This is a genomic window from Kitasatospora sp. NEAU-CNBT7 (genome assembly GCF_057220535.1).
In genome coordinates this window covers 111,520-123,596 of the sequence record NZ_JBXQQB010000027.1, presented here as the reverse complement: position 1 = coordinate 123,596, position 12,077 = coordinate 111,520, and the positions used below count along the sequence as shown (strand labels likewise).

Below are 12,077 nucleotides of genomic sequence, written 5' to 3'. Positions count from 1 at the left end.
GCTGTTTACGATGGTCCCGGGAGCACCTCCGTCGTGTCGGCCGGCCCCGGCCCGGCCCCGGTGGTGTGGGGGGCCGCGCCCGGGGCGTGTTGTTCGGCGCAGACCTTGTGGGCGGGCCTGCGCTGGTCGTCGCGCAGCGGGGTGGGTCTGCCGCACCAGCGGCAGGGCAGGGTGCGGGCGCGGTCGAAGTGGGCCGCGTCGCGCCAGTCCAGGGAGGCGGCCACGACCGGGGCCCTAGGCGGCGGCCGGGACGGGCTGGGGCCGGCGGGCGGGGGCGAGTGCTGCGGCGAGCAGGTGCCGGCCGAGCAGGGGTGGGACGGCGTTGCCGATCTGCTGGCCGATGTCCCGCCCGCGCCACGGGTGGTCCGCGGGGAAGCTCTGGAGTGCTCCGGCCTCGGCCCAGCTGAACCGGGACTCCGTCCCGTCGGGGGCGATGACGCGGACGCGGGAGATCTTGCCGGTGACGGTGGCGGACGGTTCGTCACAGGTCCGGCGGCCCCTGGCCTTCGGGTCGCCGCCGGTGCCGTAGTTCGACACCACGGTGAACCGACCCCGACCCGGAAGGACGTCCCGCATCGACACCCAGGGCAGCAGGCCCGGGCCGGCCGCCGCGGCCGGCACGCCGGGCCGGTAGGGGTGGTGCGTGGGGGCGGGCAGGTCGAGGGGGCCGTCGAGGGAGGCGAGCAGGGCACCGCGGCGGCGGCTCTGCGGCACGCCGTACTGCTCGGCCCGCACGATCCCGGCCGCGGTGCGGTACCCGAGGGTCTCCAGGACGGCGGCGTACGCCTTCCAGACCGGGAGGACGGCGGGGACCTGTTCGAGGAGGATCGTGCGGAACGGGCGCCCCGAGTCGTGGGCCCGCACGGCCCAGATCAGGGGTTGGAGGACCAAGCCGGTCCGCTCGTCCAGCAGCCGTTCGAGCAGGTGTTCGATCGGCTGGTGTCGGGCGATCCGGTCGACCAGGGCCAGGACGGTGTCGAGGTCTCGGCGGCCGGTGCCGGTGCCGGTCGTGGAGAACGTCTGGCAGGGCGGCCCGCCGAGCAGGGTGCGGGCGGCGGGGAAGTGCTCCGGGCCGTACCTGCGCACGTCGGCCTCGATGGTGGCGAGGCCGGCGGCGCGGCGGGTGGCGCAGGCGTCGGGGTTCTTCTCGATCCCGACCACACGCAGGCCGAGTGCGCGGGCGGGCAGGTCGAGGCCGCCGGGGCCGGCGAACAGGTCGACGGTGTCGAACGTGTCGGGGGTGTCGGGCACGGTCGTCCCCTTTCTTTCAGGCGGCGCGGCGGTGGGTGGGGAACTCGATCACGGCTGCGAGCCGTGGGGTCGGTGCGGTGGCGGGTCGGGGTGCGGGTTCGCGGGCCGGGGGCGGGGTGCCGCCCTCCTCCTGCTGTTGGGCGAGGGCGGCGCGTTCGGCGGCGGAGTCGGCGAGGACGGCGCGTACGGTCTGGGAGTGCTCGCGGCTGCCGCGCCAGGTGGCGCCGATGACAGCACCGGCGAGGGTGGCGGGGGTGAAGAGGATCGCGGCAGCGATCAGGTCGGTGGCGCTCATGCGGCGGCTCCGTTCGCGGCGGTGGCGAGGACGTCGATCAGGTCGGTGCCGAGAGCGGCGAGGCGGTGTTCGATGCCCCGCCAGGACTCGGGGTCGATGTGCATGAGGGCCGCCAGCGCGGCGGCCGGGTCGTGGTCGGCGGCGGCGGTCATCGCCTCGCGCAGGTGGGTGGCGGCGAGCGGCCGGATAGCGGGAGCGGGCATGGGTGGTCCTTCCACAGGGGCCGCGGCCGGGAGTGGGGCGGCGGGTGGCTAGGGTGCGCGCATGAAAACGGCCTTGCTGCTGGTGAAGGGCGTTCAGCGTCACGTTTCGACTGCTGCTGGAATGGCTCGATGTGCCGGGGTGGGTGGTCGTCGTCGTGGCCACGGCCGGGTTCGCTGTGTGGGGCCGCCGGGCCTTGATGCGTCGCAGGACCGCCCGCCACAGCGGGGCGCCGGTTACAAAGCGTGGCCGTACTGGGGTGTCCACCGGGTAGTGGGCACTGGGGAATCGCCAGTACGGGACCCCTCTGGGGGTCTGTGGGGTGGGTTCGCCGGGTAGTGGGGCGGTCCCCACTACCCACTCCCCGGTAGCTACGCGTGACGGATGCTCAGACGTGGTCGGGGTGGACGAACACCGAGAGCGGGCCGTTCTCGCGGTAGACCAGATCGCCGCGGTCGGCGGCGGCCTGGAGTGCGTTGCGGACGGTCTTGCGGTCGCGGCCGACCATCTCGGCGACGGTGGAGACCTTCAGGCCCATGTGCCCGGCGGACTCGATCGCTTCGATCGCCTCCGCCAGCCACTCCGGCCCGACCTGTGCCTGCGGAGCCGGGGCCGGAGCCTGCGGCGCCCCCGGGGTGGGGGTGGTGCGGAGGCTGGACAGGTTCAGCCCGGCCGGGCGGGCGTTCGGGAACGCGATCACCTCCGCCAGGCCGCCCCCGGCCTCCTCCGCCGTGGCGGGTGTGCCGGTGCGGAGCGCACCGAGGTTGAGCCCGCCGCCGGTGCCGGCCGCCCGCGCGGCCCCACCGCCCGCGGTGCCCGTGTCGGCGCTGGTGGTGCCTTCCCAGAGCCATCCGGCGCGGTCCGCATCCCAGCGGTGGGCGTAGTCCTCGCCCGCCGCCCGGGCGGAGACCTGGTCGAGGTGCGGACGCCGGGCGTTGGTGGCGAGGACCGCCTCACGGACCATGCTCGGGCTGGTCTTCCAGCCCTTGAACCCGGTGGGGGCGAAGCCGTCGGCCCCGGCGGCGCCGATCACGCCGCAGCCCTTCGCGGTGAGCTGCCGCGTGTCGACCCGGGCTGACGGGAACAGCTTGGCGAGGTTGTTGCCGGAGGATTCGCCGGAGGTGAGGGCGGCTCCGACCGGGGAGAACTTGCGCACGCTGGTGTCGCCGAGCGCGGACACGTTCCCGTCCACCGCGGTCAGCACCAGGCGGATGCCCATGGCGCGGGTGGTGCGCATGGTCTTGCCGACCAGCTCCTGCAGTTCCTTCATGACCGGGTCGCCGAATGAGCGGGCCGAGAGCAGTTCGGCGCCCTCGTCCATCACGACCATGATCTGCGGCAGGGCCGCGGAGACCGGCAGCAGGGTGGTGTCGTTGGCGTCCAGCAGGTCCTGGTACTGCTGCTGGCGGGCCTTGTTGATCGCGATGACCGCGCGGAACATCCGCAGCGCCTCCGCCGGGGTCGAGGCGAGCCAGTCGACGCCGGGGCGGGTGCCGGCCGGGGCCGGGTCGGTGCCGGGCTTCGGCGCCTTCAGCCCCTCAGCTTCCAGCCAGGGGCGGACCCAGGGGATGCCGACCGCGCCGGCCTTCAGGTCCACCACGAAGGTCAGCACGTCGGTGCAGCGGGCGAACCCGGCGAGGACCGCGTCCAGGAAGGTGGACTTGCCGGATCCGGGCGGGCCGAGGATCAGCGCGCACGCCTCCCGCAGGAAGACCTCCACCGGTTCGGAGTTGGGCAGCATCCCCCACGGGATCCCGGTCAGGACCGACAGGGCGGAGTAGTCGTCGGGGTAGGGGTAGGCGCCGGCCATCACGTTCGTGGTGGCGATGTCGAGGACGACCCGGCCCTGCCGGTCCCCCTCCTCCACCCCGACCGTGCAGCCCAGCGGCAGCCGTGCGTCCGTCGCCAGCGCGCGGGCCGCTGTGGCGATGCGGTCCCAGGTGGCACTGCCGCCGGGGAGTTCGACGGCGAGGGAGAACCCGGCGCCGGTCTTCCAGAACTCCACCGCGAACACCGCCACGTCGATGCCGGTAACCCGCCGGATGCGGTCGGCCCACTCGCGGGCGATGGCCTCCCGCTCGCCGTTCATCTTCCGGGCGGCCTCCCGGGCATCGTCGCTCATGCGCTCCAACTCCACGGCCTCCTCCCGGATCGCCGCGTTGGCGGCCATGGCGCCGATCCCGACCCCGAGCGTGGCGAGCGTTCCGGCCGCGGCCCAGGACAAGGGGCCGGTGGCGATGGCCCAGGTGGTCCAGCCTCCGGCGAGCAGCCAGGACGCGGCCCGGGTGGCCATGGTGCGGCCGGTCAACCGCCGCCGGATGCTCGCGCCGATGCCGTGGCCGACCGCCCCCGCCAACCCGACGTACAGTGGGATGCCGGGGGGCATGTGGGTGGCGGCGCCGAGCAGGGCGAGGGCTCCGGCGCCGGTGGCGGCGGAGATCGCGCCGGAGATGGGGCCGTGTTCGGCGGCCCAGTCCAGCGGCGGCACCCACGTGGCCTTCGGGTTCTTGGTGCGGCGCGGGGCGGGCTTGGGTGTGTTGGTGAGGTTGAGGGTGTGCTGTGGCTCGGCCATGGCAACTCCAGGCGGTCGGGTGGTGCGGGCGAGCGGGGCATGGGGCGGGCCGCCCCGCGATGTGCGGGGCGGCCCGGTGTGGAGCAGGCGGAGCGGGTGGGTGGGCGGCGGGTTACTGGTTGCTGCCGATGTCCCACTTCTCCTCGCCGTTGCGGGGGTCGTCGTGGCGGGCGATGTCGCTCTCGTGGGCGCCGCGGAAGGCCTTGCCGACCTCCTCCGCGGCGGAGACGGCCTGCATGAGGAGGGTGTAGACCTCGTTCAGGGACTCGCCGACGGCCTTGTCGAGGGGGAACTCGTCGTCGGAGCGTTCGGCGAGGACGCGGAAGGTGTTGGCGATGGACTCCAGGCCCTCGGGCAGGGACTCGATCGCGGTCAGGACGTGCATCATGCCGTCGGGGTCGTAGTTCATGGCGGCGCCGTACATCTCCGAGGCGACCTCGGAGAAGTTGAAGCCGGCATCGGTCGGGTTGGTCACGTCGCCTCCCAGGGCGTCCAGGTCGGTGTTCGTGTGGTTCTTCGGGGCCCGCGGCACGACCTCGCCCACCGGTGCGGGCGCGGGCCGGTCCGCGTCGGTGGCGGTGTTGTCGATGGCCTCGATGGTGTCCGCGAGGCCGGTGCGGATCCGGTGGTCGCGGTCGGCGCGGGCCTCATCGGCCCGCCCGGTCAGGTGCCGGAACAGGCGGCGGCCCGGGTACATCAGCCAGCGCAGGCCGAGCTTGCGGCCGAGCGGCGTGGACACCATCCCCAGCACGCCGAGCGGAAGCGCCAGCGCGGCTGCCCACAGCCGGCGGCCGTGGTGGCGGGCCGCGGACTTCACCAGCGCGCGGCGGGCCGCCCGCCGGGCCGGGGCCTTGCGCGCCTCCAGCCGCGCGTCCGCCACCTTGGCCTCAAGACGCTTCTCCGCCCCCGCCCGAGCCTTGCCGCGGGCCTTGTCGACCGTGTGCCGCAGGCCCTGGCCGGGCCTGGCCAAGGCCCTACCCAACGGGGTCCTGGCGGCGGTCTTCCGGTCCCGCTCGGCCGCCTTCACGGCGCGGCGGGCGTCGGCGACCTGGTGACGGGCCGAGCTCTGCTGCCGGCGACGCTCCGCACGGGACGGCGCGGCCGCCTTCTCGGCCTGGCGGAGCTGCTTGACCGCGCCGACCTTCCCGGCGAGCCGCCCGGCCGCACCGGCACCGGCCGAGCCGGGTGCCGCGGCGGGCCGCACGGTCGGGGTGCCGGATCGGTGCCCGGCGGTGCCAGCCGCGCCCACCGCGGTGGTGCGGGCCGCGCCCGCCCCGGCCGTCCGTGCCGAGCCCGCAGCCGTCGGGCGGCCGGGGTTCTGGCGGGGGACGCTCCGGCCCGCGCTGCCCGAGCTGCCCGGGGTGGGCTTCGGGTTGGTGGGCTTGATCAGGGACAGGTGTCCGGGGCGGCGGGCGGCGGCTCCGGTGGTGGCGCGCCGGGCGAGGCGGGTGGCGGCGGTGCGGGCGGTGCGGGTGGCGATCGCCGTGGTGGCGGCGGTGCTGGCCGCCGCGGCCAGCGCCGCGATCGGCCCGGCGGCCAGCACTCCGGCGGACGCCAGTCCGATCACGGTGTTGACGCCGGTGACCGCGAGCGGCACCGCGGGCAGGCCGCCCCGCAGGTGTGAGGCCGGAGAAGCGCCCTTGCCCCCGGCCGGCGGGACCGGCGACGGCACAGCTGTGGACGGGGCGGGGTGGGTGGTGTCCGGTGCGGTGACCGGCTGTTCGGCGAAGGTCTGGGACATGGCCGGGATACCTCCGGGCAGGTCAGGCCGCCAGCGTGGCGACGGGGTCGGCGCAGGGAAGGCAGGTGCCCAGGTGGGCGGGAAGGACGTAACCCGCGTCCCGCCCGCACAGCGGGCAGGTCCGTCGGGCGCGGTTCGCGGCAGCCAGCGCCGCCCAACGGCCGGGGGTCATCTCCCGGACCGGGGCGGCCAGCTCCGGGCGGTAGAGGTAGGCGGCCCGGACGTCCTTGGACCGGCGGGAGCGCCACAGGATCTGCGCTGCGACCGGCTGCCCGGCCGGCCGCAGCCCCCGGGCGCGGAGCTGGCGGCGGGTCAGGAACCCGTCCGGGGCCATCTGCCACGGGAACGTCGGGATCCCGAATCGGGTCCCGTCCGGGTCCCAGAACCGGGGGCGGCTCACTCGCCGTTCCCGGTGTCGGGCATCTCGAAGTAGCCGGTCAGCTCGACCAGCAGGCCGGGGCCCCAGGTTCCCGTGACGGTCAGCCAGCCGAGCCGGTCGGCCTGGTCCTGATCGACGGCGGCCGGAGCGAAGCCGAGCGCCTCGCGCCACTGCTCGAACGTGCCGAGGCCGCGGTGCACGCTGATCGCCACACCCCAGGCGCCCGCGGCCTCGCGAAGCGCGAAGTGGGCGGCCGGCAGGTGGCCGAAGGTGGTGACCAGCGCCAGCATCGCGGCGACGGCGGTGACCTGATCGGACGCGGTACGGGTGCTCACGATGCCTTCTCCTCGCTGATGGGGACGGCGTGCAGGGCGGGCAGCTCCGGGCGGGTGCCGCGCAGTTCCTGGTAGCGGGCGGCGACCCAGCCGGCCGACCAGCCGGTCAGCTCCACCGCCCGGCGCTGCGGCAGACCGAGCGCCACGGCGCTCTCGACCGTCAGCCGCGCCCGGTCCTCCGGCACCCGCTCGGCCACCGCCGGGGCGGTCGCCAGTTCCTGCCGAAGCCGCTCCACCGCCTGCTCCGCCTGCCGCTCACGCTCACGCTCACGGCGCTCACGCTCGGCCGCCTCCCGCTCACGACGCTCACGCTCCGCCCGCGCCGCGGCTTCCCGGTGCTGCTGTTCGTCGCGCTCGGCAGCCACACGGCGGGCCCGCTCGTCCCGCTCCTCGCGGGCGACACGGTCGGCGTGCTCACGCTGCTCGCGGGCGATGCGCTCCTCGTGCTCACGGCGCTCACGCTCGGCCCGCTCCGCCCGGTCGTACTCCGCCAACCGCTCCTCGCGGGCCTGCCGGCGGCGCTGCTCGGCGAGCCGCTCCCGCTCGGCCCGCTCATCGCGCTCACGGGCCTCCCGGGCGGCCAGCGCGTCGGCGATCGCCCGCCGGTAGGCCAGCGAGGTCTCCGCCGTGACGATCAGCAGCAGCGGCGCCACCGCATGCACCGCCACCCCCACCGCGTCCCGGTCCAACGCGGACAGGCCCACGTTGAGCAGCACCGTCATCACACCGGTCATCCAGCGCAGCACCGTCGGCCACCGGCCACCGTCGCCCCCGAGGCGGGCGAGCGTGCTGTCCATCCGGACCACGATCACCACCGCCGCGTCCACCACCAGCGGCAGGATCGGCGCCGTCCACCGCCACCCCGGCGGGGTGTGCCCGGACATCAGCGGCGTCACCGTGAGCACGCTGTAGAGGACCGCGCCCAGCGTGATCGTCCACGTCCCCACCGCCAACGCCCGCTCCGCCGAACTGATCTGCTCCTGACTCATCGCCACCCTCACCGCGACCACCACCGGGTGGGCACGGGGCGTGCCGTGAGCGAGCGGTGAGCGGCCGTGAGCGCGGTGAGCGCACGGGTCCCGGTCACGCGGCCACCCGCCCCGTGCCCGCCGTGCGGGCGGTGACGGCCGGGCGCCGCAGCGGCACCGGCGCCATGCTCAGCAGCCGCGCCGCGTAGGCGAACAGCTCCGGGTCCTCCCGGCGCAGGTCCGCAAGGATGTCGCCCGCCGCGTCCAACCGGGCCTGCCGCTCGACCGCCGACTCTCCCGGCACGCCGACGAACAACTCCTCATCCACACCCAACGCCAGCTCCGCGAACTCGCCGGGGTTCATGGCGTGCTGTCCTGCGATGATGTCTCGCACGGGTCTTTCTCCTTTGTGAGGGCCCGGGTGGGGACGGCTTCTCTTCCGGCCAAGGAAAAGGGGAAGCCGTCCTTCGCGTTGTCGGGCCGGTCGTGGTTGGTGTTTCGGGTTAGTGCTGTGGGGCGGGGGTGCCGTCGCCGTAACGGCCGGAGCGGCACACGAAACGCGGGCCCGACCGGAACGGGCTCCACCGCTCCACCGCCTCCCGCTCCGCCCGACTGGACTGGCCGCTCGATGCGTCCTCGGAGCGGGCCGCGAGCAGGTCGTTCACCAGCGCCTCGACCCGGCTGCTGCGGGTGCGGTCCACCACCGTGTCGCCATCCGGCCCGGCCGCCTCCCGCGCGAACTCCCGCGCCGTGGCGACCAGGTCCGATCCGGCCGGGAGCTTCTCCGCGTCCGCCAGCGCCAGCAGGGCGTCCGTGCCAGCCGCAAGGACCGACTGCCACTCCCGCTCACCGATCTCGGCACCCCACCGCGGCGCCCGGGTCCCGGTCAGCCGACCGAGCCGGCAGACCACCGCCCGACGCCGACGCTCCACACCCCGCGCCTCCGCCACCCACACCCCCGATGCCGTACGGCGGGCACCGCCGGTCAGCGACGCCACACGACGGGCGTACGCACGGCCGGTCAGAACCGGAGCAGCCTTAGGGGACGAGGTAGCGGGCATGGCGAAGCCTCCTGAGTCGACAGGTGGAGCATCACGAGCAAGGCGGGGCGCGATTACGCAGGTCAGCGCAGCCCAAATAAGGTCCTGCGAGTCATGCAAGAGGTGTTGGACCAATTGGATGCCTTGTTCCAACAACTTCTGGGATGAGCATGTGCCCTTGAAGCTGGCCCCGTCAAGCAGTTCGGCGTATGTTGTTGGAACAAGGCATCCAAGTCAGGGAGTGCAGACATGGCCAGGCAGACGCCGCGCTATCACGCGATCGCCGATGACCTGCGGCTTCAGATCGAGCGGGGAGAGCTGGCTCCCGGGCAGAAGCTCCCGACGGAGGAGGAGCTGACGACCCACTACGAAGTCAGCCGCAACACGGCGCGCTTGGCGCTCGGGCGGCTGACGGAGGAAGGGCTCATCGTCTCGGCGCAGGGTCGGGGCAGCTTCGTGCGAGAGCGGTACAAGCAGGCCGTGTGGAACTGGTCCGAGCTGGAGTCACGGTCGCTGCATGAGGCCAACCACACGGCCGGCGACCAGTGGGCCGCCGTCATAGCGTCCAGCGGCGACACCCCGCGTCAGGAGGTTCGGGTATCGATCCGGCGCCCCCCGGCTGAGGTAGCCGAACAGCTGGGTCTCGACCTCGCTACAGCGCTGACCGTTGTTCGCGAGCGCATCCGCTACGTCGACGACGAGCCATACGCGCTGGCCGACTCCTACTTCCCGGAAGAGCTGGTGCGCAACACCCCGCTGATGTTGCCGGAGGACGTGTCCGCCCCCGGCGGTGTGCTCGTCAGTGCCGGGCTGGTCCAGATGCGCTACAGCGACGAAATCACTGTCCGGATGCCCACGCGTGACGAGATGGAGCGATTGGCGCTGCCTGCCGCCACACCAGTCGCGATCCATCGGCGAACCGGCTATGACAAGGACGGAAAGCCGCTTCGAGTAATGATCACTACTCTTCCGGGTGACCGCCACATCATCCACTACGACGTGGCGGCCGACTGATGGGCATGGCAGCGCGCCCGCGCCGCCCGGAGCCCCTACTTGTCGACTGCGACCCGCCGGACCGCGTCTGGTACGCCGCTTACGGCTCGAACATGCATCGTGACCGCCTGTCGTACTACATCCAGGGTGGGCGCCCGCCCGGTGGAGCCCGCGCATACCCTGGCTGCCGTGATCCTCGGCTGCCTATCCAGACGATCCCGGTCATGTTGCCGGGACAGCTCTACTTCGCACTGGAGTCGATGGCCTGGACCGGAGGCATGGGTTTCTACGACCCGGACGACCATGGCGAAATGCCCGCGCGCGCCTATCTGGTGACCGCAGAGCAGTTTTCCGATATCGCTGCGCAGGAGATGTATGAGGAGCCGGGAGCGGATGTGGACCTCGGGGTGGTCCTCTCGTCTGGCCGGGATCAGCTTGGCCCAGGGCGATACGAAACGCTTGTTTGTCCAGGCTTCATTGATGATCTGCCCGTATTGACTTTTACGGCTCCGTGGCGTCGGGCGGAAGCCGAGCTGAATCGGCCGGCCGCGGCCTACCTCCGCAATTTTGCATCTGGCCTCGCCGAGGCACACGGATGGACAGTGAAGCAAGCCGCCGCTTATCTCAGCGGCCGCCCGGGGGCGGCTGGCCATTGGAGCATTGCCGAGATAATTGATGCCATTGAGAGTTCGGGCGAAGTGTAGCGGTCACCTTGCTTGGCCGGGGACTTGAAGCGGTCGCATCTACCCGATGTGGTCTACCGCCATTCGATCACGAGGTGCACGGCGAGAACGTTGGTAATGAACCACAGAAGCGAGCCGGAGGCTACGGTCGCAAGAATTACGCCTCGGGCGGTTGTTGGATCAAACCATTTCTTCAACAAGGCCGATATGGTGACGTCGGGATCCTGCTGCTTTGGTCGCGGGGCCGTCATGCGTTCTTCCGCCATTCGCCGTCTCGGGTCAGGTAGGCCATGGATGGAAGCCCCCGTAGTGTTCCCGCCAGCAGTCGAATCCGCTTCCATCGGCCACAAGTGTCCAGCAAGTAACCCAAGTGCTCTTCCATCCACTCTCCACGCACGCTCAAAGGAAGTGCGTGCGAGAAAAGGCGGATAAAGGGCGAGGCAAACGGGGCTGGCGTCGGCTCTTCCTCGTATGAACGAAATCGGTTCAGTCGCCCCAATCGTTGTGTTATTTGGTCCACTGGAAGGCGAGTGCGCGTGTGGGGTTGAACATTGATTTCGATCTCGCTCAGCGTGATGTCTGCCGGCACTTCTGAGACAGTTGTCGCGGGTGTGGAAATGGCGTGCCTACTCGCAGTGCGGCCTTGCGACAGAAGGCGCCTGATACCTGGCTTCACCATCACTGGCCACCCGCCAGTCCGGGCTGCCCGACCGTCCCGCGGCCGTACAGCGGGCGCTTTCCAGACGCCTCGGCTAGGGCTTGTGGGGCAAGTTCACGGCCCCTCGGCGTCAGCCTGTAGTAGCGCCTACGCGGTCGGCCTTCCGACTCGGCTAGTGCGTCTTCCTCCCAGTGCCGCTCGACCCAGTCCGCCTTCACCAGGCGTTCAAGCAGGGGGAAGAGCGTACCGGTTGGCATGCCCGTCAAATCGACTAGCTCAAGGCCGTAGAGACCTTCCGTCAGCGCGGCAGTCCGCCTCGCTCCGTCAGGCATGCGCCCAAGCAGGACACGCAGGACTGACTGAGTGTTCACCGTCATCCGTGGTGGAGTCACGCTGAAGAATCTACCTACATCGAAAGATCTGCGCAACCACTTTCTACTTAGGTCTGATGCTGCATCAGGGAACGGGTCGCAGAGGCGATGTCGAGTGCCGATCGCTCATGGCGGTGGAGTCGCTCGCGCAGTGTTCTGGGCCGTCCGAGGTGACGGACAACGGCACCAGGCTGACAGCCGAAGCCGTCCCGACCGGATCCACACTTGCGGCGCTCCCCTCCGCCGACGTACCAACCCTCTGCGTGAACTGTCCGAGACGGCGCCATTTCCACTGCCTGACACGGCTCTGGTGGCCGCCCGAAAGCGCGCGCCTACCCGCACGTAGGGGTTCCCTGGCGGCCTCAGGTGTGGGCAGGCTTGGGGAGCTGACAAGCGATCAACTGTGCTGGTCCCCAGGCGAGACGTGGCCGTCAAATGAAGACGGCCCCCGTTGCAGCGGGAGCCGTCTCGGACCATCTCCGTCGACATGCAGAAGAGGCCAAACATGACAGTACCCAGCAGTCCTCAGGGCGCAACTCCTGGCCCGCCTCCGTGGCAGAGTGGCCTCATGTACGGCCTGGCCCTTGTGG

The 12,077-nt window shown here is 72.0% G+C and carries 14 protein-coding genes; 2 read left to right on the top strand and 12 right to left on the bottom strand.

What is annotated here, in order from left to right:
* Nucleotides 1-5: 5 nt before the first annotated feature.
* The 11 genes from AC2TEW_RS28815 to AC2TEW_RS28765 all read right to left on the bottom strand — a co-directional run bounded on the left by AC2TEW_RS28815 (nt 6) and on the right by AC2TEW_RS28765 (nt 8,674).
* Nucleotides 6-224 carry a hypothetical protein gene (locus AC2TEW_RS28815; RefSeq protein WP_484626285.1) on the bottom strand — a complete coding sequence of 73 codons (219 nt, stop codon included), beginning with the start codon at nt 222-224 and terminating at the stop codon, nt 6-8.
* A 10-nt stretch (nt 225-234) separates the two neighbouring features.
* Entirely contained in the window at nt 235-1,251 is a 1,017-nt protein-coding gene (locus AC2TEW_RS28810; protein WP_484626284.1) for a DNA cytosine methyltransferase, read from the bottom strand.
* A 16-nt stretch (nt 1,252-1,267) separates the two neighbouring features.
* A complete protein-coding gene (locus AC2TEW_RS28805) occupies nt 1,268-1,546 on the bottom strand; it encodes a hypothetical protein (protein WP_484626283.1) in 279 nt (92 codons plus the stop codon).
* Complete coding sequence (locus AC2TEW_RS28800) at nt 1,543-1,749, bottom strand: hypothetical protein (protein WP_484626282.1); 207 nt, start codon at nt 1,747-1,749, stop codon at nt 1,543-1,545. Before AC2TEW_RS28800 ends, AC2TEW_RS28805 begins: the two co-directional genes overlap by 4 nt.
* A 386-nt stretch (nt 1,750-2,135) precedes the next feature.
* Entirely contained in the window at nt 2,136-4,319 is a 2,184-nt protein-coding gene (locus AC2TEW_RS28795) for a P-loop NTPase family protein (RefSeq protein ID WP_484626281.1), read from the bottom strand.
* Nucleotides 4,320-4,431: 112 nt separating this feature from the next.
* Nucleotides 4,432-6,060, bottom strand: a complete 1,629-nt coding sequence (locus AC2TEW_RS28790) for a hypothetical protein (protein ID WP_484626280.1) — start codon at nt 6,058-6,060, stop codon at nt 4,432-4,434.
* 22 nt (nt 6,061-6,082) lie between these two features.
* Nucleotides 6,083-6,460, bottom strand: a complete 378-nt coding sequence (locus AC2TEW_RS28785) for an RRQRL motif-containing zinc-binding protein (RefSeq protein ID WP_484626279.1) — start codon at nt 6,458-6,460, stop codon at nt 6,083-6,085.
* Nucleotides 6,457-6,774 (bottom strand): hypothetical protein, encoded by a 318-nt coding sequence (locus AC2TEW_RS28780; protein ID WP_484626278.1) that lies wholly within the window; start codon nt 6,772-6,774, stop codon nt 6,457-6,459. The genes AC2TEW_RS28785 and AC2TEW_RS28780 overlap by 4 nt, the downstream gene beginning before the upstream one ends.
* Complete coding sequence (locus AC2TEW_RS28775; RefSeq protein ID WP_484626277.1) at nt 6,771-7,763, bottom strand: DUF2637 domain-containing protein; 993 nt, start codon at nt 7,761-7,763, stop codon at nt 6,771-6,773. The genes AC2TEW_RS28780 and AC2TEW_RS28775 overlap by 4 nt, the downstream gene beginning before the upstream one ends.
* Before the next feature lie 94 nt (nt 7,764-7,857).
* Entirely contained in the window at nt 7,858-8,136 is a 279-nt protein-coding gene (locus AC2TEW_RS28770; RefSeq protein WP_484626276.1) for a hypothetical protein, read from the bottom strand.
* A gap of 109 nt (nt 8,137-8,245) precedes the next feature.
* Complete coding sequence (locus AC2TEW_RS28765; protein ID WP_484626275.1) at nt 8,246-8,674, bottom strand: hypothetical protein; 429 nt, start codon at nt 8,672-8,674, stop codon at nt 8,246-8,248.
* 357 nt (nt 8,675-9,031) lie between these two features.
* On the opposite strand from AC2TEW_RS28765, the gene AC2TEW_RS28760 reads away from it, so the two are divergent.
* Nucleotides 9,032-9,796, top strand: coding sequence for a GntR family transcriptional regulator (locus AC2TEW_RS28760; protein WP_484626274.1), 765 nt, complete (start codon nt 9,032-9,034; stop codon nt 9,794-9,796).
* A gap of 203 nt (nt 9,797-9,999) precedes the next feature.
* On the top strand, nt 10,000-10,479 hold the full coding sequence (locus tag AC2TEW_RS28755; RefSeq protein ID WP_484626273.1) for a histone deacetylase: 480 nt from the start codon (nt 10,000-10,002) through the stop codon (nt 10,477-10,479).
* A gap of 657 nt (nt 10,480-11,136) precedes the next feature.
* Here AC2TEW_RS28755 and AC2TEW_RS28750 read toward each other — a convergent pair.
* Nucleotides 11,137-11,373 (bottom strand): PadR family transcriptional regulator, encoded by a 237-nt coding sequence (locus tag AC2TEW_RS28750; RefSeq protein ID WP_484626289.1) that lies wholly within the window; start codon nt 11,371-11,373, stop codon nt 11,137-11,139.
* Nucleotides 11,374-12,077 lie beyond the last annotated feature (704 nt).